Genomic DNA, 19944 nt, shown 5'->3' on the forward strand with positions numbered 1-19944 from the left:
GCGTCTCAACGCTGGAGCCTCACGCCCGGCGGTGGCTGCGCCGGTACGCGCCGGGAGCGTTGCCGTCCCAGCGCTTGAAGGCCCGGTTGAAGGACGCCTCGCTCCCGTAGCCGATGGCCGGAGCGACCTCGCTCAGGGGCAGCTCGCTTTCGCGCAGCAGCTGGGCGGCCTTGATCATCCGCCAGCCCGCCAGGTACTCCAGCGGCGGCTCACCGACGAGCTCGCTGAAGCGCGCGGCGAACCCGGAGCGCGACAGGGCCACGGCGGACGCCAGGCTCTCCACGGTCCAGGGCTCCTGGGGATGCTCGTGGATGAGCGCGAGCGCCTTGCCAATCTGCGGATCCGTCAGCGCCCGCATCCCGGCCTCCTGGCACCCGTCCTTCGTCATGATGTGCGCGCGCAGGGCCTGCACCAGCAGGATGTCCGCGAGCCGGCTCATGATGACGCTGGCGCCCGGCTGGGACGACGCGCTCTCCACCAGCAGCAGCTGCACCGTGGACGCCAGCGTGGGCGCCGTCACCGCGTCGTCCGCGGCCAGGTGGATGACGCGCGGGAGTTCCTTGAAGAGCAGCGTGCGCGGCGCGACGCCCAGCTCGAACGACGCCGCGACCAGCGCGGTCCGCGCGCCGTCACCGCCCAACCGGATGGGTCCGGCCCCGTGCGAGCGCGCGCAGGCGCCCGGCTCCAGCACGTGGATGGGGCTGCCCGCCGCGTCGCGCAGCGTGTGCCCTCCGCCATGCGGCAGCACGGCCAGGTCCCCCGCCGACAGCACCCGGGCCTCCGGCACGCCCTCCACCTCCAGCCGCGCCCCGCCCCGGGCGATGAGGACGATGTGCGCGCCCGGGATGGTGGGGAACTGGAGGCCCCAGGGGGCGCACAGCTCGAAGCGGCCGTGCATCCGGGTGGAGAGGCGCAGCGTGTCCAGCACGTCCGCGAGGACGTCCACGCCCTTGCACTCCGGGGGTTCTGGACGCTCGGTCAATTTGTTTGGACTGGATGCCATGGCACGTCCATAGCGGCTGGAGCATTTACCGGCCATGGCAAATACCCTCAAGCTCCTCTCCCCCTTCCGTCTGGGCCGGCTCGAACTGAAGAACCGGCTGGTGATGGCGCCCATGACCCGCAGCCGGGCGCTCGTCGACGGCAACGTCCCCAACCCGCTGGCGGTGACCTATTACGCGCAGCGGGCCTCCGCGGGCCTCATCGTCACGGAGGGCACCCAGGTCAGCCCCCAGGGTGTCGGGTACATCCGCACGCCGGGCATGCACTCGCCGGAGCAGGTGGCGGGCTGGAAGAAGGTGACGGACGCCGTGCACGCGGCGGGCGGCGTCATCTTCGCGCAGCTGTGGCACGTGGGGCGCGTCTCGCACCCGGACTTCCACGGCGGTGAGCTGCCGGTGGCGCCCTCCGCCATCGGGGTGAAACAGGACGTCTTCACGTTCCAGGGCAAGAAGCCCGCGGTGGCGCCCCGGGCGTTGGAGACGGATGAGATTCCCGGCGTCGTCGAGCAGTTCCGCCAGGCCGCCCGCAACGCGAAGGAGGCGGGCTTCGACGGCGTGGAGCTGCACGGCAGCAACGGCTACCTGTTGGATCAGTTCCTGCGGGATGGCTCCAACCAGCGCACGGACGCGTACGGCGGCAGCATCGAGAACCGCGTGCGCTTCCCGCTGGAGGTGGCGAAAGCGGTGGCGGAGGTCTGGGGCGCGGAGCGCGTGGGCTACCGGCTCCACCCGCAGAACTTCCCCTACGGCGGCATGACGGACTCCACCCCCGCGGAGACCTTCACGCACATCGCGCGGGAGCTGGGCCGGCTGGGCCTGGGCTACCTGCACGTGACGGAGGCCGTCACGGGCCCCGCAGCCGTGAGCGCCGAGCAGCGCCTCACCCCGCTCATCCGCAAGGCCTTCCCGGGAACGGTCATCGCGAACGGCGGCTACGACGCGCAGGCGGGCGAGGCGGTGCTCGAGCGCGGCGAGGCGGACCTCGTGGCGTACGGCGTGCCGTTCCTCGCCAACCCGGACCTGCCGGAGCGCTTCCAGAAGACGGCCCCGCTCAACCCGCCCGACCCCACCACCTTCTTCGCGGGCGAGGAGAAGGGCTACACGAGCTATCCGACGCTGGCCTGAAGCCGGGAAGGGAGGGAACCGTCATGAGCACGCAACGCGTGGACGTCCTGGAGCGCAGGCTGGAGCGGATCATCGACCTGCCGGAGCCGGCGCCGGGACAGTTCGGACCGGCGCACACGGTGGTGCCGGTCATCTCGCCGGAGGACTACGCGCGGTCGGATCCGTTCATCCTGTTGATGGACGACCGCATCGACGGCCAGCCCATCGGAGGGCCGCATCCGCACGCGGGCTTCGAGACGGTGACGCTCGTGGTGAAGGGCGGGATGACCCACGACAGCGGCAGGCTGGGTGAAGGCGACGTGCAGTGGATGACGGCCGGAAGTGGCGTCATCCACGGCGAGGGGCTGGAGGGCGGCATGAGTCAGGCGCGCATCCTCCAGCTCTGGCTCACGTTGCCGAAGGCACAGCGCTGGGTGCCCGCGGGCTTCCAGGACCTGTCGTACGCGGAGCTGCCGGTGCGGCGTGAGCCGGGCGTGGAGGTGCGGCTGTACAGCGGCAGTTCAGGCGCGGTGCGGTCGGCGACGAAGAACTACGTGCCCGTCACGCTGGCGGAGCTCCAGCTGGAGCCAGGCGCGTCCATCGCGCAGGACCTGCCCGCCTCGTACAACGGCTTCTTCCTCGTGCTGGAGGGCGAGGTCGCGGTGGGGCCGGACCGGAGGGCGCTGAAGCCCGGGCAGGTGGGCTGGCTGGACCGGCCGGTGTCGGGTGGGGACAGCATCGTCCACGTCACCGGGACGACGCGGGCGCGCGTGTTGCTGTACGCGGGCCAGCCGCAGCGGGACCCGCTGGTGAGCCACGGGCCGTTCATCGGGGACACCCAGGCGGACATCCTGAGGTCCATCGAGGGCTACCGCACGGGCCGCTTCGGTCCGCCGCCGCCGAGGTAGCGCAGCGACGGAGCCGCGAGCGTCAGCGGCTCTCGACGGGGGCCGGCGCCAGGGTGGCGGCGGCCGGCGCACCGGAGTTCGCGCGCTCCAGGTGCGGACCCAGCTGGCCGGTGAGCATCAGCGCGGCCATGCGGAAGTCGGAGATGAGCGACCAGAGCGGGTACTTGAAGGTCGCGGGGCGGTTGTGCTCGATCTTGAAGTGGCTGGCCCACGCGAAGCCGTAGGCGGCCACCAGCGCGGCGGGAATCAGCGCACCGCGGCCGGTGACGGCGGCGGTGACACCCAGGCCCACGCCCAGGCTGGTGCCGGCGAAGTGCAGCCAGCGTGTCGACGCATGCGCGTGCTCACGCAGGTAGAACGGCCAGAACTCGCCATAGGTCTGGATGCGGTCGGACATGAAGTGAAGTTGTGTCCAGCTGCCTGCCTCCCGTCAACCCATGCGGGGCCCCTTCGTGCCGACACCGACACCGTTCGGCCCTGGGGACTCGGCAACCCGGAGGGGGTCCGTGGGCAGGAGGGCAGCCAGGCGGTCCTCGACGCGGCCTGTCGTTTTCGGACGGACCGGGAACAATCCGGTGCGGACGGCTGGGCCCGGGAGAGGCGCGAAATACGCGTGTCGTGAAAGACTCGGGGCACGCATGAGTGACTGGACGCCCAAGCTGAACCCGACGGTGGACCTGCGGCGGCTTCCGCTGAACGCGGAGGAGGGCTTCGTGCTGTCGCGGCTGGACGGCCACACCCGCGAGAAGGACCTGCCCGCGCTGACGGGGTTCCCGCCGGACAAGCTGCGGGACATCCTCGCGAGGCTGGTGTCGCAGGGAGCGCTGCTGCCGGGCACGGAGACCGCGAGTGCCGTGAACACGGTGCGGCAGGCCGCGCCCCAGGAGGCTGATCATCCCGCGCCGTCAGTCGACGCGAGCGACACGGAGCCCTTGCCGGAAGCGGAAGCCTCGGACGGCTCCGACGACGAAGCCAGCTCCGCGGACGACGTGCCCGAAGCGGTGCTGGGAGACTTCCGCAAGCTCTTCGAGACGCGGCTGCACGGGCTGCCGGAGGACCAGCGGGCGGCGCTCGCGCACGGGGCGGAGGATCCGGAGCTGTCCGCGCTGTGCTTCGACCCGGTGCCCGCCGTCATCAAGGCCGTGCTGGAGAACTCGCGCGTGGGCCTGACGCACGCGCGGCTCATCGCGAGGCACCACCGCAACCCCGTGGGCCTGGAGGCGCTGGTGGCCCGAGCCGCCTTCGCGTCCGACACGGGAGTGCGTCGCTTCCTCGTGCGCAACCCACAGCTGCCGGTGGCCCTCTTCCGCCGCCTGTGGGCGATGCGCCGCCTGATGGAGCACCACAAGCTCACGGTGGATCGCGACGTGCCGGAGCAGACACGCCGCACCGCTCGCGAGCTCTTGCGCCAGCGCTTCTCCACCGGCCCGTCCGAGGAGAAGGTGGAGCTCATCCTCAACACGGAAGGCCGGGCCCTGGGCGCGCTCGTGGGCATGCCGGTGGACGGCAAGACGACGTCGCTCTTGTGTGGCCGCACGTACCGCTCGCCCATGCTGGTGCAGAACATCGCGCGCTGGAGCGCCGCGCCGCCCGCGCTCATCGCCCACCTGCTCAAGCAGGAGTTGGTCCGCCGTCAGCCCCAGCTGCGCATGATGCTCGCGCGCCACCCCAACGCCCCCGCTGACGCGAAGCGCGCCTGAGCCACATGCCCCACGCCGAGGCCAGGGTCGTCCATTCGCTGAAGCAACACCTGCTCAAGCATGGGCTGCGAAAGTCTCGCGTCCTGCACCTGCTGGTGGACGCGCATCCTTCGTACGTCCACAGCCCGGTCGCCCGGGACCTGGAGCCCATGACGCGGCTCACGCTGGAGGGCACAAGGCCCGACATCCTGTGCAGCGTGGCGCAGCCCGAAGGCGTCCTCGTCACGGGCATCGAGGTGAAGGTTTCCGAGAGGGATTGGGTCCAGGGCCTGGGTCAGGCGCACAGCTATCGCGCGGGCGTCCACCACGCCTACCTCGCCCTGCCCACGCCTGCGGGCGAGCTCCGCGCCCCCACGCTCGCGCAGGCGCGGCGCATCGGTGTCGGCATCCTCGCGCAGGACTCGAAGCACTGGGTGGAGGTCCTTCCGCCCGAAGACCCCTCCCCGCTGCCACGCGCCGTCAGCCAGGCCTCCGCCCTGCTCGAAGGCGTTCCCGCCGCGCGCAGCCTCCAGCTCAACCATCCGCTCAACTACCTCGCGGCCGCGTTCCTCGCGGACCGCGGAACCCCGTCCCAGTCGTTGCTGGAATCGCTTGCGGCTCATTGGGAGGCCCTGAAGAGCGAAGGAACCCGGAAGCAGGCCGCGACGGGAGCCAACACGCTCGGACTGCTGGACCTGGATTGGAAGCCGACAGTCGAGGGCCGGGCCGTGGCGGACCTCTTGGCCGCGCTCCACTTCGACCCGGACGCGCACTATGAGAAGCGCAAGCGGTTGATGGAGGTCCATCCAGCCTTCGCCGCCGTCGCGCGCTTCGTCCTCATCCGTCAGCCTGCGGTGCGCCTCATCCACCGGACGCTCATGGACCACGGAGGCAGTCTCACCCTGCCGAAGCTGGCGGTGGCCGCCGGCCGGGAGGACCTCGCACTGGCGACAGCCCTCTTCCTCGCGGATCCGTCCATCGAGCTCAAACCCGGCCTGCGCGGCCCGGACATCTATCCGTCCAATGTCTTCAAGCTGAAGCAGAACCTGTGGCACGCGGGGCTGCTCGATACCAAGGCGCACAGCTCCTCCGGCAAGAAGGCCAGCGTCTACAGGCCAGATGAAGACGTCTGGGCTCTGCCGCGCGACAAGCACGACACTCGCCACACGGCCACTTGACTACAACTGTAGCCATGACATATCGCTCCTGACTACAACTGTCGTCAGGAGGCGTGCGATGGACAGACCGCTGCGAGGACCGCCGACCTTCCGTGAGGGCCTGGGCTGGCTGCTGGCCCTCCACCTCCTGTTCGCGCTGACGCCTCCCCTGCACCTGGCTGAGACGCTGAGCACCGGGGCGCACAAGGCCCGCGTCTGGTGGAAGGTCGCGGACACCGTGCGCCGTCACGCGGCGCCACTCATGCGCGCGGAGCTGGAGTCCTGGTGGTGCGAGGCGCTGGCGGCCCGGAGCACTCCCGAGACGTCATGCGCGAGCTGAGCCTCGTCCTGGCCCTGCTGGGCGTCACGGCCTCCGCCCTGCCCCCGGACCCCTTCCTGCTCCAGTACGCCCAGACGCGCCAGTTCAACAACGGCCGCCCCACGGTGCTGCGCATCACGCCGGACGCGCGGACGGTCTTCTTCCTTCGCAGCCCGCCCACCTCCAGCGTGATGACGCTGTTCTCGTTCGACGTGGCCACCGGCCAGACGCGCGAATGGCTCACGCCGGAGCGCCTCCTCCAGGGCGCGGAGGAGACGCTGAGCGCGCAGGAGAAGGCCCGCCGCGAACGCACGCGCACCACGACGCGGGGCTTCACCACCTACGCCCTCTCCGAGGACGGCACGAAGCTGCTGCTTCCCCTGTCCGGCAGGCTCTACGTCGTGGAGCGCGCCACCGGAAGGGTCTCCGAGCTGCCCACGGGCCCCGGCGCCTTCGACGCGCAGCTCTCCCTGGACGGACAGCAGGTGGCCTACGTGCGCGGCCACGACGTCTACCGCATCGACCTCCGGACTCGCACCGAGCACGCCGTCACGCGCGGCGGCACGGCGGACGTGTCGCACGGGCTGGCGGAGTTCGTCGCCCAGGAGGAGATGGGCCGCCTGTCCGGCTTCTGGTGGAGCCCTGACGCGAAGGCCATCGCCTTCACCGAAGTGGACACGCGCGACGTCGAGAAGCTCTCCGTCGTGGACGTGATGCACCCCGAGCAGCCCGCGGACGCCTTCCCCTTCCCTCGCGCGGGCCGGGCGAACGCGAAGGTCCGGCTGGGCATCGCGTCCCTCCCCGGGAACAAGACGGTCTGGGTGAGGTGGGACGCGGAGCGCTACCCCTACCTCGCCACCGTGCGCTGGCCCGCGAAGGGCCCCCTGACGGTGCTCGTGCAGAACCGCGCGCAGACGGAGGAGTGCCTGCTCGCGGTGGACCCGCGCACGGGCGCCACGCGCACCCTGCTGGTGGAGCGGGATGACGCGTGGCTCAACCTGGATCAACGCTTCCCCTCCTGGCTGGAGGATGGCTCCGGCTTCCTCTGGCTCACCGAACGCAACGGCGCGCCCGAGGTCGAGCTGCGCCACCCGGACGGCGGCCTCGCGCGCACCTGGGTGGGCCCCGAGGCCGGCTTCCGGCACCTCGTGCAGTTCGTGGGGCGGACCCGCACGCTCTACTTCCTCGGAGGCCCCAACCCCACCGAGCGCTACCTGTACCGGATGACCGCGGACGGAAGGGCCACACGCGTCACGCAGGCGTCGGCGGGCCGCGCGCTGGAGAGCGCCGTCGTGTCCACGGACGGAGCGCTCGTCGCCCTCTCCACGGAAGGCCCCGAGCGGATGAGGCAGGTCCACCTGCTCCAGGCGGATGGGACCCGGGTGGGCCAGCTCCCGTCCGTGGCGCTGGAGCCCTCCACGCGCCTCCAGCTCGACGTGCGGCAGGTCGGCGCGGAGCGCTTCTGGGCCGCGCTCGTGAGGCCTCGCGACTTCAAGCCCGGCGTGAAGCTGCCCGTCATCGTCCAGGTGTACGGCGGGCCCACGGTCACCGTCGTCCACCAGTCCCTGGCGCAGAACCTCCTCTCGCAGTGGATCGCCGACCACGGCTTCCTGGTCGTGAAGTTCGACGGGCACGGGACGCCCCTGCGGGGCCGCGCCTGGGAGCGCGCCCTGAAGTACGACGTCTACGGCATCACGCTGGATGATCAGGTGTCCGCGCTCCGGGCGCTCGCCGCGGAGGTCCCCGAGCTGGACCTGGACCGCGTGGGCATCGAGGGCTGGAGCTTCGGCGGGGACCTGGCCGCGCTCGCGGCGCTCCACCGGCCCGACGTCTTCAAGGCCGCCGTGGCCGGGGCCGCGACCGCGGATGAGCGCGACTACGACACGCACTACACCGAGCGCTACCTGGGGCTGCCCCAGGAACATCCCGACGCCTACGCGAAGGGCTCACTGCTCACGTACATCCGGGAGGACCGGCCCATCGCCAGGCTGCTGCTCGTGCACGGCACGGCGGACGACAACGTCCTCTTCTTCCACACGCTCAAGCTGTCGGACGCGCTGCTGCGCGCGGGCAAGGACCACGACGTCCTTCCGCTCAGCGGAGCCACGCACCGGGTGACGGATCCGCTCGTCACCGCGAGGCAGTGGGAGCGCGTGATGCGGCACTTCCAGTCCGCGCTCAAGGCTTCCGCGCCGTGATGAGCGGCTGGTTGAAGCCCGTCTCCTCCGGCGTGTACCAGCGCGGATCCACGAGCCCCGCCTTCGTGAGCGCCTGCTCCAGCTCCACGGGTTGCAGCAGCCGGTAGACGCCGGTGTGCTCGGTGGTGTGCCAGACGCCGGACTCCTGGCGCAGGATGAACTGGCGCACCGTGTACTGCCTCTCATCCACCGCCCAATCCCAGACCTGGAAGAGCACGCGGCGGCCCAGCGGGGTGTCCAGCACGCGCTCGGCGGTGAAGCGCGGCCGCTTCTCCAAGAGCGCGGTGTGGTCGCGCAGGCTCGCCACCAGCAGGCCCCCGGGCACCAGGCGCGACGCCATCGCGTGCGCGGCGTCATCCAGGTCCGAGTCCTCCAGCAGGTGCGCCATCGCGTTGTCGCACGACATCACCACGTGGAAGGTGCCCGGCACCTGCCAGTCCAGCATCCGCATGTCCGCCACGCCGGTGGTGAGGCTTACGTGCATGGCGCGGGCCTCCCGCTCCGCGCGCGCCACGGCCGAAGGGCTCAGGTCCGTGGCGTGCACCGCGTAGCCCCGCGCCGCCAGCCCCAGCGCCTGCGTGCCGATGCCGCACGCGCAGTCCAGCACCCGGCGCGGCGGCGGCGCGCCCGAGCGGCGCAAGAGCGCGTCCAGCACCGCGCCCTGCCGGTCCACCGACTGCTCCCAGTCCGCGAAGAGCAGGTGGTACTCCTCGGCCAGCCCTTCGTAGAAGTCCAGGACGCTGTCAGACATGACGGCTTCCCCTTTAACACCCCCATGCGGGCCGTCACGCGCAGGGACGCCGGACGTCGGCTGTCCGTCATGTCGCTGGCGGGAGGTCTTCCCCTCTGGGAGCTGTTACCAGGAAGACGGGACTCGGGAAGCCCGCGCGGCAGGGGCGGACACCGGGCAGGATGCACCGTCGTTCCCCGCGTGAAGCCCGCGCGCACCCGAAGCAAGGAGCCCCGATGTTGATGCTGACGCCCTCGCAGGTCCGCCTGGGATGGGCCGCCGCGAACAAGGCGGAGGCCATCCGCCTGGTCGGACAGGTGATGGTGGAGTCCGGCTTCATCTCGCCCGGCTACGTGGACAGCATGCTCAAGCGCGAGCAGGTGGCCGCGACCTTCCTCGGCCACGGCATCGCCATTCCGCACGGCCTGCCGGAGGCGCGCGACCTGGTGCTGCGCACGGGCGTCGTCGTGGTGCAGTTCCCCACCGGGGTCGTCTGGAGCGAGGACGGCCACGCGCACCTCGTGGTGGGCATCGCGGCGAAGTCCGATGAACACCTCCAGGTGCTCGCCAACCTCACCGGAGTGCTGGACGACGAGGCCCAGGCCGTGGCCCTGGCCTCCACCCTGGACACGGCCGCCATCATCCAGGCGCTCAACGGCCCCGGCGCGGATCCGCGGCCGGAGCCCCAAGCCGCTCCCGTGCTCGACGGCCGCGCGCTCCAGGTCCTGTCCCCTTCACCGCATGGCCTGCATGCGCGGCCCGCCACGGTGCTGGTGGAGGTGGTGCGCCGCTTCCGCGCGGACGTCACCGTCCACCACGAAGGGCGGCAGGCGAACGCCCGCAGCCTCCTGTCGCTCCTGCGCCTGGGCGCGGGGGGCGGCTCGACGCTGACGCTCACGGCGGCGGGGGAAGACGCGGACGCGGTGCTCCGCGCGCTGCGAGACGCCTTCGACGCGGGCCTGGGCGAGACCACCACCAACGCTCCCACTCCGGAGCCAATCCCCACCGGGGTGCTCGACTACGAGGGGACGCTGGTCGCGGGCCTGTCCGCGTCGCCGGGCATCGCGGCCGGGCCCATCTGGGCCTTCCAGCGTGAACGGCTGGAGGTGGACGAGCGGGCCGCCGACGCCGCGCGGGAACACCTGCTGCTGGAGGAGGCGCTGGCCGGGGCGGCGGCGGAGCTGCGCCAGCTGCACGAGGGCTTCCTCCTGAAGGCCGGAGCGCAGCGGGCCGCCATCTTCAAGGCGCACCTGGAGCTGCTGGACGACCCGGAGATGCTGGCGGAGTCGCACGGCCTCATCGACACGGGCCTGAGCGCGGGCGCGTCCTGGCGCCGCGTCTTCGAGAGCCGCGCGGAGGCGCTGGCCGCGCTGGATGAGCCGGTGATGGCCGCGCGCTCCGCCGACCTGCGGGACGTGGGCCGGCGCGTGCTGCGGCCGCTGGCCCGGGTGCTGGAGGGCACGCCCGCCTTCCCGGACCACCCCGTGGTGCTGCTGGCGGAGGACCTGGCGCCGTCGGACACCGCGAAGCTGGACCCCGCCATGGTGCTGGGCCTGTGCACGGCGAGCGGCGGCACCACGTCGCACACGGCCATCATCGCGCGCTCGCTGGACCTGCCGGCGGTGGTGGCGGTGGGGCCGTCGGTGCTGGACCTGCGGGATGGCCAGCACTGCATCCTGGACGGGGACGCGGGCGTGCTCGTCGTGGGCCCTTCGGAGCGGGACCGGACGAAGGCCGCGCACCAGCGCGAGCGGATCCGCACGCGGCGCGAGGAGGAGAAGCTGGAGCGCTACCGGCCCGCCATCACGCTCGACGGCAAGCGCGTGGAGGTGGCCGCGAACATCAGCGAGGCCGCGGATGCGCGCAAGGCCGTGGACGCGGGCGGCGAGGGCGTGGGGCTGATGCGCACGGAGTTCCTCTTCCTCAAGCGCGACGAACCGCCCGGCGAGGAGGAGCAGTTCCACGCGTACCGCACCATGGTCCACGCGCTGAACGGCCTGCCGCTCATCCTGCGCACCCTGGACATCGGCGGGGACAAGCACGTGCCCTACCTGTCGCTGCCAGCGGAACAGAACCCGTTCCTCGGCGTGCGCGGCATCCGGCTGTGCTTCGAACGGGAGGACCTGTTCCGCACGCAGCTGCGCGCCATCCTGCGAGCGTCGAAGGAGGGGCCGGTCCGCATCATGTATCCGATGGTGGCCATGCCCGAGGAGCTGGCGAAGGCCCGCGCCATCACCGAGTCCGTGCGCCGCGAGGTCGGCGCGGCGCCGGTGGAGACGGGCATCATGATTGAAGTGCCCTCGGCGGTGATGATGGCGGAGCGGCTGGCGCGCGACGTGTCGTTCTTCTCCATCGGCACCAACGACCTGACGCAGTACGTGCTGGCCATGGACCGGCAGCACCCGGTGCTCGCGCCCCAGGCGGACGGCCTGCATCCGGCCGTCTTGCGCATGGTGGACCTCACGGTGAAGGCGGCGAGGCGGGCGGGCATCTGGGTGGGCGCGTGCGGTGGCATCGCGGGGGACCCGTCCGGCGCCGTGGTGCTGTCCGGACTGGGCGTCACGGAGCTGAGCGTGGCCATCCCCAGCATCCCAGCGGTGAAGGCGCTGCTCCGGGGCATCTCCATGGCGGACGCGGAGGGGCTGGCGCGGCTGGCGCTGGAGTGTGGCAACGCCGCCGAGGTGCGAGGCCTGGTGCGCGGCCTGCTGGCCCGGAAGGAAGCGAAGGCATGAGGCCGACGAAGCCGGGCGTGGTGACGGTCACGTTGAACGCGGCCATCGACCAGACGCTGGAGTGTCCGGGGTTCACTGCGGGCGCGGTGAACCGTGTGGTGGCGGAGACGCGCACGCCCGGAGGCAAGGGCATCAACGTGGCGGCGTTCCTCGCGGGAGGTGCCCGGCCCGTGACGGCGGCGGGCTTCCTGGGCACGGACACCGTTGCGCTGTTCGAGGCGCTGTTCCGCGAGCGCGGCATCCAGGACCACTGCCTCCGGCTGCCCGGCTCCAGCCGCGTGAACATCAAGGTCGTGGACCGCACGAGCGGCGCGGTGACGGACCTGAACCTGCCCGGCCTGCGCGTGCCGGAGGAGGCGCTGGCCGCGCTGATGGCGACGCTGGATGCATTGGCGGAGGACCACGGCTGCTTCGTGCTGTCGGGCAGCGTACCGGCGGGAGTGCCCGCGTCCATCTACGCCACGTTGACGGAGCGCCTGCGAGCGAAGGGAGCACTGGTCGCGGTCGACACCAGCGGAGAGCCCCTGCGCCACGCGGTGGCCGCGAAGCCGGACTTCGTGAAGCCGAACGCGCACGAACTGGGCGAGCTGGTGGAGCGTCCGTTGAGGAACCCGGGCGACGTGGCGCGCGCCGCGCGGGAGCTGCACGCGGGAGGCATCGGGCTGGTGGTGGTGTCACTGGGAGCGGACGGCGCGCTGTTCGTGTCGCACGACGGCGCGTGGCGGGCGCTGCCGCCGCCCGTGGAGGTGGCGAGCACCGTGGGCGCGGGCGACGCGCTGGTGGCGGGCGTGCTGGCGGCGAGGCTGGACGGGCACGACCTGGAGACCTGCGCGAGGAGGAGCACGGCCTTCGCGGCGGGGAAGCTCGCGAAGGTGGGCCCGGTGCCCCCGGCGCCGGAGCGGGTGGCGGAGCTGGTCCACGCGGTGCGGATGCACCCGCTGGGCACGGCCTGAGAGACAGCGGCACGACAAGGACTCGACGACGATGGCGAAACTGGTGGCGGTCACCGCCTGTCCCACGGGCATCGCGCATACCTTCATGGCGGCCGAGGCGCTGCGCCGCGTGGCGGACCTCAAGGGCCACGAGCTCTGGGTGGAGTCGCGCGGCGCGGAGGGCGTGCGCACGCCGCTGGATGAAGCCGTGGTGGCGCAGGCAGAGGCCGTCATCCTCGCCACGGACATCACCGTGGACGAGTCGCGCTTCCAGGGCAAACCGCTGGTCCGCACCTCCACGGCGGTGGCCATCCGCGACACCGAGCGCATCATCGACGAGGCCGTGGCCCGCGCCACGCTGCACCGCAAGACAGCGGCCTCCGAAGCCCCCGCCACGGACGCATCCCGCGCCGGCCCCGAGTCACCGCACGGGGAGACTTCGCGCACGCCTCCGGCACCCGCCACCGGAACAACGCGCCGTGCGGACACTCCAGGCGAAGGCGCTGCCCCACCCTCGGTCGCGCACGGCGTCGCCTCACGCAGCGCGGATGCCTCGGGAGGCGTCTCCTCACGCCGCGCGGACGCCGCCGCGCCCACGCGCACGCCGCCGTCCTCCACGCCCGCGGGCACCCTGGTCGCGGTGACGGCCTGCCCCACGGGCATCGCGCACACCTTCATGGCCGCGGAGGCCCTCACGCGCGCCGCCCGCGCCCGGGGCTACGCCATCCGCGTGGAGACCCAGGGCTCCGTGGGCGCGAAGAACACGCTGACCCCGGAGGAGATCGCCCAGGCGGACGCGGTCATCATCGGCGCGGACACCCACGTCTCCACCGAACGCTTCGCCGGCAAGCGCCTGCTCCAGACCTCCGTGGGCGAGGCCCTGAAACAGGCCGACCGCGTCGTGGAGCAGGCCCTCACCCTGCCCCCTCCGCCGGGCTCCCTTCCTTCCCTCCCCGCCGCCCCGGTACGCGCGGAGCCCGCGGGCGCGTACAAGCACCTGCTCACGGGCGTGTCTTTCATGCTCCCGTTCGTCGTCGCGGGCGGCCTGCTGCTGGCGCTGTCGTTCGTCTTCGGCATCGACGCGTACAAGCAACCCGGCACGCTGCCCGCCGCGCTGAAGGGCATTGGCGACGCGGCCTTCGCGCTCATGGTGCCCGCGCTCGCGGGCTACCTCGCGTACTCCATCGCGGACCGCCCCGGCCTCGCGCCGGGCTTCATCGGCGGCATGCTGGCGAACCAGCTCAACGCGGGGTTCCTCGGCGGCATCGCGGCGGGCTTCCTCGCGGGCTACGTGACGCGCCTGCTGCGCGACCGCATCCGGCTGCCCGCGAACCTGGAGGGCCTCAAGCCGGTGCTCGTCCTCCCGCTCCTGTCCGCGCTCATCGTCGGCCTGCTGATGACCTACGTCATCGGCGCGCCCGTGGCCGCGCTCATGGGCGCCCTCACCCGCTTCCTCCATGGCCTGTCCGGCACCAACGCCGTGCTCCTGGGCCTGCTGCTGGGCGCGATGATGGCCGTCGACACCGGGGGCCCCATCAACAAGGCCGCCTATGCCTTCGGCGTGGGCCTGCTCGGCTCCAACACCTTCACCCCCATGGCCGCGGTGATGGTCGCGGGCATGACGCCGCCGCTGGGCATCGCCCTCGCCACCGTGGTCTCGAAGCGCCGCTTCACCCTCCAGGAGCGCGAGGCCGGCAAGGCCGCCGCCGTGCTGGGGCTCGCCTTCATCACCGAGGGCGCCATCCCCTACGCGGCCCGCGACCCGCTGCGCGTCATCCCCGCCATGGCCTTCGGCTCCGCCATCGCGGGCGCCGTGTCCATGGGCTTCGGCTGCGCGCTGCGAGCCCCCCACGGCGGCGTCTTCGTCTTCGCCATCCCCAACGCCGTGCAGCCGCTGGGCCCCTACGTGCTGGCGCTCGTCGCGGGCACGCTGGCCACCACGCTGGCGCTCGTCGTGCTCAAGCGGCCCCTGCCAGACGCGGGCTGACTAGCACCCGCGAGGCAGGTGCACGCGGAAGGTGGTGCCCGCCTCCGCCGTGGACTCCACCTCCACCTCGCCGCCGTGCGCGCGGACGATTTGATTCACGATGAAGAGGCCCAGCCCCACGCTGCGGTGCTCGCTGCCCTCCGTGGTGCCCCGGGTCATCGGCTCGAAGAGCACGGGCAGCAGCGCGGGCGGGATGGGCGTCCCCGCGTTCGTCACCGCCAGCACCACCTCGCGCGCGTCGCCGCGCGCCTCCACCCGGATGTTCGCGCCCGGAGCGCTGTACTGCACGGCGTTGGTGAGCAGGTTGGTCAGCACCTGCGCGATGCGGTCCGGGTCCCACTTCCCGCGCCCGCTGCCCTCGCACACCAGGTCCAGCGCGCGTCCCTGCGCGGTGAGCCGCACCTCGTCCACCACCTGCTCGGCGACTTCATGCAGGTCCATGGGCTGGGGCTTCACCGGCAGGGGCATGCCCGTGCGAACGTGGGTGAAGTCCAGCAGGTCGCGGATGAGCCGGTTCGCCCGGTCCGACGAGTCGAGGATGCGCCGCAGCCCGCGCCGCGCGCGGTCATCCAGGTCCGTCCTGCGCATCAGCGTCGCCGCAGCCAGCGAGATGGCGTTGAGCGGGTTGCGCAGGTCGTGGCTGACGATGCCCATCAACTGCTCGCGCAGGACCGACGTCTCGTGGGCGCCCAGCAGCTGCGAGTCGCGCTCGGAGAGCGCCTCCTCCTGCTCCAGCTGGTGGCCCACCAGGTCGCCCAGGTGGCGGAAGATCTCCAGCGCATCGTCGGTCAGGTCCGCGGGCCTCGAGTCCAGCGCGCACATCACGCCGAAGAAGTCCCCGTTGCGCCGGTACAGCGGCACCGCGATGTAGCTCTCCACGTTGTACAGCTTCGGCGCGGGGTGGTCCTGGAAGCGCGGGTCCTGGCTCGCCTGGTTCACCCGCAGCGGCGTCCCCAGGTTCCGCACGGTGTTGCAGAACGTGGTGCTGACGGCCAGCGTGTCCCCGGGCGTCAGCCCGAAGCCCATCTCGTCCAGCACCGCGCAGCACGTCCACGACTCCGCCGTCACGCGCGCCACCACCGCCAGGCGCAGCCCCGTGGTCCGCGCCAGCACCCGCAGCACCGTCTTCACCGCTTCGATGCGCCCCACGGCCTCCACATCCGCGGAGAGCGAAGCCAGGGGACGGATCCGCGCGTTCGCGGGCTGGGGAGGGCTCATGGATTTGCTCACGCCCGAGTCTAGCCAGCACGTCCCAGCGATGCCCGTGGACTTCGGTCCAGGGTGGCGCGCGCCCGCTCGTGGCCTACGCCTGGCCCCCCACCGTGCGGCCCTCGAGCTTCTCGATGGCCGCACGCACGGCGGGCGGCACCGGCACCTTCTCGTGCGTCGTGTAGCGAAGGGTCACGATGATGGAGCCGCCGCGCGTGTAGAGGACTCCGTCGTCCGCGCCCGCCACCACGTGCTCGAAGGTGATGGAGGAGTTGCCCACCCGCGTGACGCGCGCGCCCGCCACCAGGTTCACCGGGAACACCACCGGCTTGAGGTAGTCCGCGTGCGTGTTCGCCAGGATGGGGCCCACCCCGTCCGCCGTCGTCATGTCGGCCCCCGCGGCGGACGGCCCCACCAGCCCGATGCGGGCCAGGTACGCGATGCGCGCGGACTCGAACCAGGTGAACGTGCGGGCGTTGTTGACGTGCCCGTACGCGTCCATCTCGCTCCAGTGCACGGGGAAGGGCACGACGACGGGGAAGTCCTTCAGGGCAGCGTTCGACATGCCCCCAGGCTCTCAAGGACCGTCCCGCCAGGGAACGGAAACCACGCCTGCCTGCCCTCCAGGAGCCCCGGGCAGGCATGCTAAGCCAGGGGTCCATGGCTCTCCGGTCCACACTGGCGCCGCCCGCCTTCCCGTCCCTTCCCTCCGCCGCCCGGGGTCCCCGCGATGGCCGGTGAGCCCCTGCGCCCTGAAGCGGAGCGCCCCTACGACGCGCCCGCGCCCTGGGAGGAACAGGGCCCCACGCCTCCGCCGCAGGTGGTGCGCGAGCGTGGCAGCGCCACCGCCACCAAGCCCCAGAAGCACGCGGACATGGTGCGCTGGCTGCACCCCACGCAGGTGCTGCGCACGGGCCTGGACGCGGTGGTGGCCACGGTGTTCGGTGCGCGAGCGGACCACCGGCTCATCGAAGCGGTGGTGCGTCCGCAGCAGCCCTACTTCGACTACTCGGAGGAGAGCGGCGCGGACGGAGACTTCTGGCTCGACTACGTCTCCGACATCGGCGACGGCTGGGACTCCACCTACGCGGTGGCGCGCCTGCTGGCGCTGCCGGAGCTGCGGCTCCCGGAGGAGGACGGCAGGACGGCCCACGTGACGCCGCGAGGCCGCGTCCTGGTGTTCGGCGGGGATGAGGTCTACCCGGGCGCCAGCCGCGAGACGTACGAGGAGCGCACGGTGCAGCCCTACGAGGCCGCCATGCGCCGCTCGCAGGCGCCCCACCCGGACCTGTTCGTCATCCCGGGCAACCACGACTGGTACGACGGCCTGTCCGCCTTCATGCGGCTGTTCTGCGCGCAGCGCTGGGTGGCCGGGCGCCGCACGAAGCAGAGCCGCAGCTACTTCGCGCTGAAGCTGCCGAAGAACTGGTGGCTCATCGGCACGGACGTGCAGCTCAACAGCGACATCGACGTGCCGCAGGTGGAGTACTTCCGCCACGTCGCGGAGCAGATGGGCCCCGACGACCGCGTCATCCTCTGCAACGCGGAGCCCGCGTGGGTGCTGGCGGCGGCCGCGCGGCGCGCCAAGGGCAGCTACCTGGAGAACAACCTGGAGTACCTGGAGGAGAAGGTGCTCGGGCGGCGCATTGCTGTCTTCCTCGCGGGCGACCTGCACCACTACCGCCGGCACGAGGACGACACCGGCCAGCACCGCATCACCGCGGGCGGCGGCGGCGCCTTCATGCACCCCACGCACGCGCCCGCGGCGCCCGTGCTGCGCGACGGCTCCACGCTGCGCAAGAGCTTCCCGGACGAGGCCACGTCGCGGAAGCTGGCGCGCAAGAACCTGTTCCTCATCCGGTACAGCCCGCTGTTCGGGCTCATCACCGGCCTGTGGTACCTGCTGCTCGCGCTGGCGGCCTACGCGGAGGTGGGCTCGCTGGGCCTGTCCCACCTGCCGGAGGTGGTGACGGCGGTGGCCAACAGCATGGTCAACCGGCCCTGGACGCTCATCCTGGGGATGGTGACGGTGGGCGGCCTCGCGGGGCTGGCGGACGCGGCGCTCGGGAAGTGGCGGGCGCTGCTGGGCGGCCTGCACGGCGCGGCGCACATCGTGGCGGCGTTCTTCATCGCCTGGGGGGCCACGTACTTCACGGTGACCAGGCTGGGCGTGTGTCCGGTGCTGACGGCGGATGGCGCGCACTGCGCGGACGGCTGGCTGCACCTCGCGGGCAAGTTCTTCTTCTCCTGCGCGTTCACCTTCGTGGGCGGCTTCCTCGTGGGCCCGTTCATCACGGGCGTGTACCTCTGGCTGAGCGTGAACTTCTTCGGCGCGCACTCCAACGAGGCCTTCGGGTCGCTGGCGCTGCCGGACTGGAAGAACTTCCTGCGCATGCGCATCGGGAAGGACGGGGCGCTGACCATCTACCCCGTGGGCCTGGAGCGCGTGCCGCGCAAGTGGAAGCCCACCGGCGCGGGGCCCATGTCGCCCGCGTTCGACCCGGACGACCCCCGCGCCACCGAGCCGTTCCTCATCGAGCCGCCCATCCGCGTCTGCCGCTGACGCTACCCGGCCGTGCCCGTGGCGGGAGGCGCGCGAGGAGCGTCCTCCCCTTCCGCGCTGGAGCTCGCGGCCCGCGCCGCGTCCTCCAGCAGCGGCGCGATGCCGGGCTGCTTGCGGGTGAGCGCCACGTAGTCCTGGAGGGCCGCGTCCAGGCCCACGTCGCGCTTCGCGCGCTCGGACAGGAACCACTTGTGCTCCAGCACCTGGCAGTAGAGCTCCGCGGTGTCCGCCGCGCGGCCCAGGTCCTTCTGCAGGCGTGACAGCGTGGGGTGGTAGCGCTCGTCCAGCCAGCGGAACGCGGCCACGCTCAGGGGCACGCTGCGGTCCAGCTTGCGCGTGAGCGTGGCCTTCATCTCCTGCATCTCGTTGAGCAGCAGGCTCGCCTGGCGCTCCTCCGCGACGATGCCGGTGAGCGTGTGCAGCTGGTGCCGGTGGTACTCGCGGTCCGTGACGATGGTGCGCATGCGCAGCTGGCTGCCCTCCCCGCTCGCCAGCAGCTCCACCTCGCCCACGGAGAAGCCCAGGTCGTTGAGCGTGCGGATCCGCTCGTGGATGCGGTAGCTCTCGTGCGGTTGGAGGATGAGCTCGCGGTTGATCTCCGCCCACAGCCGCTCGTAGCGCTGGCGGATGCTGGCGGCGGTCTCCTGCCAGGCCTCCAGCTCCTGGGGCAGCTCCTCCGCCAGCTCCACGCGAGCGGCCAGGTCCGCCAGGCCTCCGGCGACGTTCTCCTCCATGATCTGCAGGTCCAGCTCGCGCTGGCCGGCGGAGAGCTGCTCGTGCAGCTCGGACGTCTCCGCGTCCACCGCGTACGCCTGCAATTCGCCCGCGTCGCGGCGGAAGAGCACGTTGGACAGCGAGCAGTCCCCCCAGAAGAAGCCGCCCAGGTGCAGCCGCACCAGCAGGCCCGCCATCGCGTCCAGGAGCCGCGAGCGGTAGCGCTCCAGTCCCTGGTGCATGAACAGCGCGCGGTACGGCAGCGACGACGCGAGGTATTGGGTGATGAGCAGCCCGGGCCTGTCGCCGGGCGCGGACTCCAGCCCCTCTTCCGTCTGGACCGCCAGCCCCACGGGGCACACCGACGGCAGCCGGCGGTCCTCCAGGCCGCGCAGCAGGTCGTACTCGCGCTGCGCCACGCGCGCGGGCGTCTCCTTGAAGGCGTAGATGGTGGCGCCGTAGCTGACGAAGACGACGACGTGCCGGGACAGGCCGCGCGGCACCTCCACCACGCGCGGTGAGCGCTCCGGCCACGCCTCCAGCGGCAGCTCCCACGGCAGGTCGAGGAAGTCCGGGTGCCCCTGCCGGATATGCAGGGAATGGAGGCGGCGCGCGGGGTGGGACATGGCGGCCACAAGCCTACTGTCCGGGTGAGCGCGCGGCATCCAGGCCCCGCGCTGGCCCGCGTGGAACGTTCGCTGTTAGAGGGAG

Annotated in this window: 16 protein-coding genes; 10 read left to right on the forward strand and 6 right to left on the reverse strand. The window is 72.1% G+C overall.

Translation table 11 applies throughout. From position 1 onward, the window contains the following. Window positions 1-19 precede the first annotated feature (19 nt). The gene (locus tag AABA78_RS31725) at window positions 20-946 is read right to left on the reverse strand and encodes an AraC family transcriptional regulator (RefSeq protein WP_338268945.1); all 927 of its coding nucleotides are present in this window, start codon (window positions 944-946) and stop codon (window positions 20-22) included. A 91-nt stretch (window positions 947-1037) separates the two neighbouring features. Between AABA78_RS31725 and AABA78_RS31730 the strand changes: the two genes are divergently transcribed. Further along, window positions 1038-2126 (forward strand): alkene reductase, encoded by a 1089-nt coding sequence (locus AABA78_RS31730; protein WP_338268947.1) that lies wholly within the window; start codon window positions 1038-1040, stop codon window positions 2124-2126. Window positions 2127-2149: 23 nt separating this feature from the next. After that, window positions 2150-3013 carry a pirin family protein gene (locus AABA78_RS31735; protein ID WP_338268949.1) on the forward strand — a complete coding sequence of 288 codons (864 nt, stop codon included), beginning with the start codon at window positions 2150-2152 and terminating at the stop codon, window positions 3011-3013. 22 nt (window positions 3014-3035) lie between these two features. On the opposite strand, the gene AABA78_RS31740 is transcribed toward AABA78_RS31735, so the two are convergent. Then, window positions 3036-3410, reverse strand: coding sequence for an Mpo1-like protein (locus AABA78_RS31740; protein ID WP_120527630.1), 375 nt, complete (start codon window positions 3408-3410; stop codon window positions 3036-3038). Window positions 3411-3651: 241 nt separating this feature from the next. On the opposite strand from AABA78_RS31740, the gene AABA78_RS31745 reads away from it, so the two are divergent. From AABA78_RS31745 to AABA78_RS31760, 4 genes are read left to right on the forward strand one after another with little or no spacing between them, the layout of a single operon-like run. Continuing rightward, window positions 3652-4713, forward strand: a complete 1062-nt coding sequence (locus AABA78_RS31745) for a hypothetical protein (RefSeq protein ID WP_338268953.1) — start codon at window positions 3652-3654, stop codon at window positions 4711-4713. Window positions 4714-4718: 5 nt separating this feature from the next. Continuing rightward, a complete protein-coding gene (locus tag AABA78_RS31750; protein ID WP_338268955.1) occupies window positions 4719-5870 on the forward strand; it encodes a hypothetical protein in 1152 nt (383 codons plus the stop codon). A 58-nt stretch (window positions 5871-5928) separates the two neighbouring features. Beyond that, the gene (locus tag AABA78_RS31755; RefSeq protein WP_338268957.1) at window positions 5929-6189 is read left to right on the forward strand and encodes a hypothetical protein; all 261 of its coding nucleotides are present in this window, start codon (window positions 5929-5931) and stop codon (window positions 6187-6189) included. Beyond that, window positions 6177-8366, forward strand: a complete 2190-nt coding sequence (locus tag AABA78_RS31760; RefSeq protein WP_338268958.1) for a S9 family peptidase — start codon at window positions 6177-6179, stop codon at window positions 8364-8366. Before AABA78_RS31755 ends, AABA78_RS31760 begins: the two co-directional genes overlap by 13 nt. Here the strand turns inward: AABA78_RS31760 and AABA78_RS31765 are convergent. Continuing rightward, window positions 8347-9117: a class I SAM-dependent methyltransferase gene (locus AABA78_RS31765; protein WP_171436611.1), complete on the reverse strand. Its 771-nt coding sequence runs from the start codon at window positions 9115-9117 to the stop codon at window positions 8347-8349. The genes AABA78_RS31760 and AABA78_RS31765 overlap by 20 nt on opposite strands. A 221-nt stretch (window positions 9118-9338) precedes the next feature. On the opposite strand from AABA78_RS31765, the gene ptsP reads away from it, so the two are divergent. From ptsP to AABA78_RS31780, 3 genes are read left to right on the forward strand one after another with little or no spacing between them, the layout of a single operon-like run. Beyond that, a complete protein-coding gene (gene ptsP, locus AABA78_RS31770; RefSeq protein WP_338268960.1) occupies window positions 9339-11828 on the forward strand; it encodes a phosphoenolpyruvate--protein phosphotransferase in 2490 nt (829 codons plus the stop codon). Beyond that, window positions 11825-12781: a 1-phosphofructokinase gene (pfkB, locus tag AABA78_RS31775; protein WP_338268962.1), complete on the forward strand. Its 957-nt coding sequence runs from the start codon at window positions 11825-11827 to the stop codon at window positions 12779-12781. Before ptsP ends, pfkB begins: the two co-directional genes overlap by 4 nt. A gap of 31 nt (window positions 12782-12812) precedes the next feature. Then, window positions 12813-14747, forward strand: coding sequence for a PTS fructose-like transporter subunit IIB (locus AABA78_RS31780; RefSeq protein WP_338268963.1), 1935 nt, complete (start codon window positions 12813-12815; stop codon window positions 14745-14747). Here the strand turns inward: AABA78_RS31780 and AABA78_RS31785 are convergent, their stop codons facing one another. Together AABA78_RS31785 and AABA78_RS31790 are read right to left on the reverse strand one after the other, a co-directional pair. Continuing rightward, window positions 14748-15965 carry a GAF domain-containing sensor histidine kinase gene (locus tag AABA78_RS31785; protein ID WP_338268965.1) on the reverse strand — a complete coding sequence of 406 codons (1218 nt, stop codon included), beginning with the start codon at window positions 15963-15965 and terminating at the stop codon, window positions 14748-14750. Window positions 15966-16050: 85 nt separating this feature from the next. After that, entirely contained in the window at window positions 16051-16521 is a 471-nt protein-coding gene (locus AABA78_RS31790) for an acyl-CoA thioesterase (protein ID WP_338268967.1), read from the reverse strand. Between the two features lie 165 nt (window positions 16522-16686). On the opposite strand from AABA78_RS31790, the gene AABA78_RS31795 reads away from it, so the two are divergent. Further along, window positions 16687-18519: a metallophosphoesterase gene (locus tag AABA78_RS31795; protein ID WP_370469495.1), complete on the forward strand. Its 1833-nt coding sequence runs from the start codon at window positions 16687-16689 to the stop codon at window positions 18517-18519. A 2-nt stretch (window positions 18520-18521) separates the two neighbouring features. Here AABA78_RS31795 and AABA78_RS31800 read toward each other — a convergent pair whose 3' ends face one another. Further along, window positions 18522-19859, reverse strand: a complete 1338-nt coding sequence (locus tag AABA78_RS31800; protein ID WP_338268968.1) for a DUF4032 domain-containing protein — start codon at window positions 19857-19859, stop codon at window positions 18522-18524. Between the last annotated feature and the right edge of the window lie 85 nt (window positions 19860-19944).

Source organism: Corallococcus caeni, assembly GCF_036245865.1.
Lineage (GTDB): Bacteria > Myxococcota > Myxococcia > Myxococcales > Myxococcaceae > Corallococcus > Corallococcus caeni.

Coding starts and splice junctions, on each gene's coding strand:
- AABA78_RS31795 (WP_370469495.1), top strand. CDS start 16,687: ATGGCCGGTGAGCCCCTGCGCCCTGAAGCGGAGCGCCCCTACGACGCG.
- AABA78_RS31765 (WP_171436611.1), bottom strand. CDS start 9,117: ATGTCTGACAGCGTCCTGGACTTCTACGAAGGGCTGGCCGAGGAGTAC.
- AABA78_RS31755 (WP_338268957.1), top strand. CDS start 5,929: ATGGACAGACCGCTGCGAGGACCGCCGACCTTCCGTGAGGGCCTGGGC.
- AABA78_RS31800 (WP_338268968.1), bottom strand. CDS start 19,859: ATGTCCCACCCCGCGCGCCGCCTCCATTCCCTGCATATCCGGCAGGGG.
- AABA78_RS31730 (WP_338268947.1), top strand. CDS start 1,038: ATGGCAAATACCCTCAAGCTCCTCTCCCCCTTCCGTCTGGGCCGGCTC.
- AABA78_RS31790 (WP_338268967.1), bottom strand. CDS start 16,521: ATGTCGAACGCTGCCCTGAAGGACTTCCCCGTCGTCGTGCCCTTCCCC.
- AABA78_RS31735 (WP_338268949.1), top strand. CDS start 2,150: ATGAGCACGCAACGCGTGGACGTCCTGGAGCGCAGGCTGGAGCGGATC.
- AABA78_RS31740 (WP_120527630.1), bottom strand. CDS start 3,410: ATGTCCGACCGCATCCAGACCTATGGCGAGTTCTGGCCGTTCTACCTG.
- pfkB (WP_338268962.1), top strand. CDS start 11,825: ATGAGGCCGACGAAGCCGGGCGTGGTGACGGTCACGTTGAACGCGGCC.
- AABA78_RS31785 (WP_338268965.1), bottom strand. CDS start 15,965: ATGAGCCCTCCCCAGCCCGCGAACGCGCGGATCCGTCCCCTGGCTTCG.
- AABA78_RS31750 (WP_338268955.1), top strand. CDS start 4,719: ATGCCCCACGCCGAGGCCAGGGTCGTCCATTCGCTGAAGCAACACCTG.
- ptsP (WP_338268960.1), top strand. CDS start 9,339: ATGCTGACGCCCTCGCAGGTCCGCCTGGGATGGGCCGCCGCGAACAAG.
- AABA78_RS31780 (WP_338268963.1), top strand. CDS start 12,813: ATGGCGAAACTGGTGGCGGTCACCGCCTGTCCCACGGGCATCGCGCAT.
- AABA78_RS31760 (WP_338268958.1), top strand. CDS start 6,177: ATGCGCGAGCTGAGCCTCGTCCTGGCCCTGCTGGGCGTCACGGCCTCC.
- AABA78_RS31745 (WP_338268953.1), top strand. CDS start 3,652: ATGAGTGACTGGACGCCCAAGCTGAACCCGACGGTGGACCTGCGGCGG.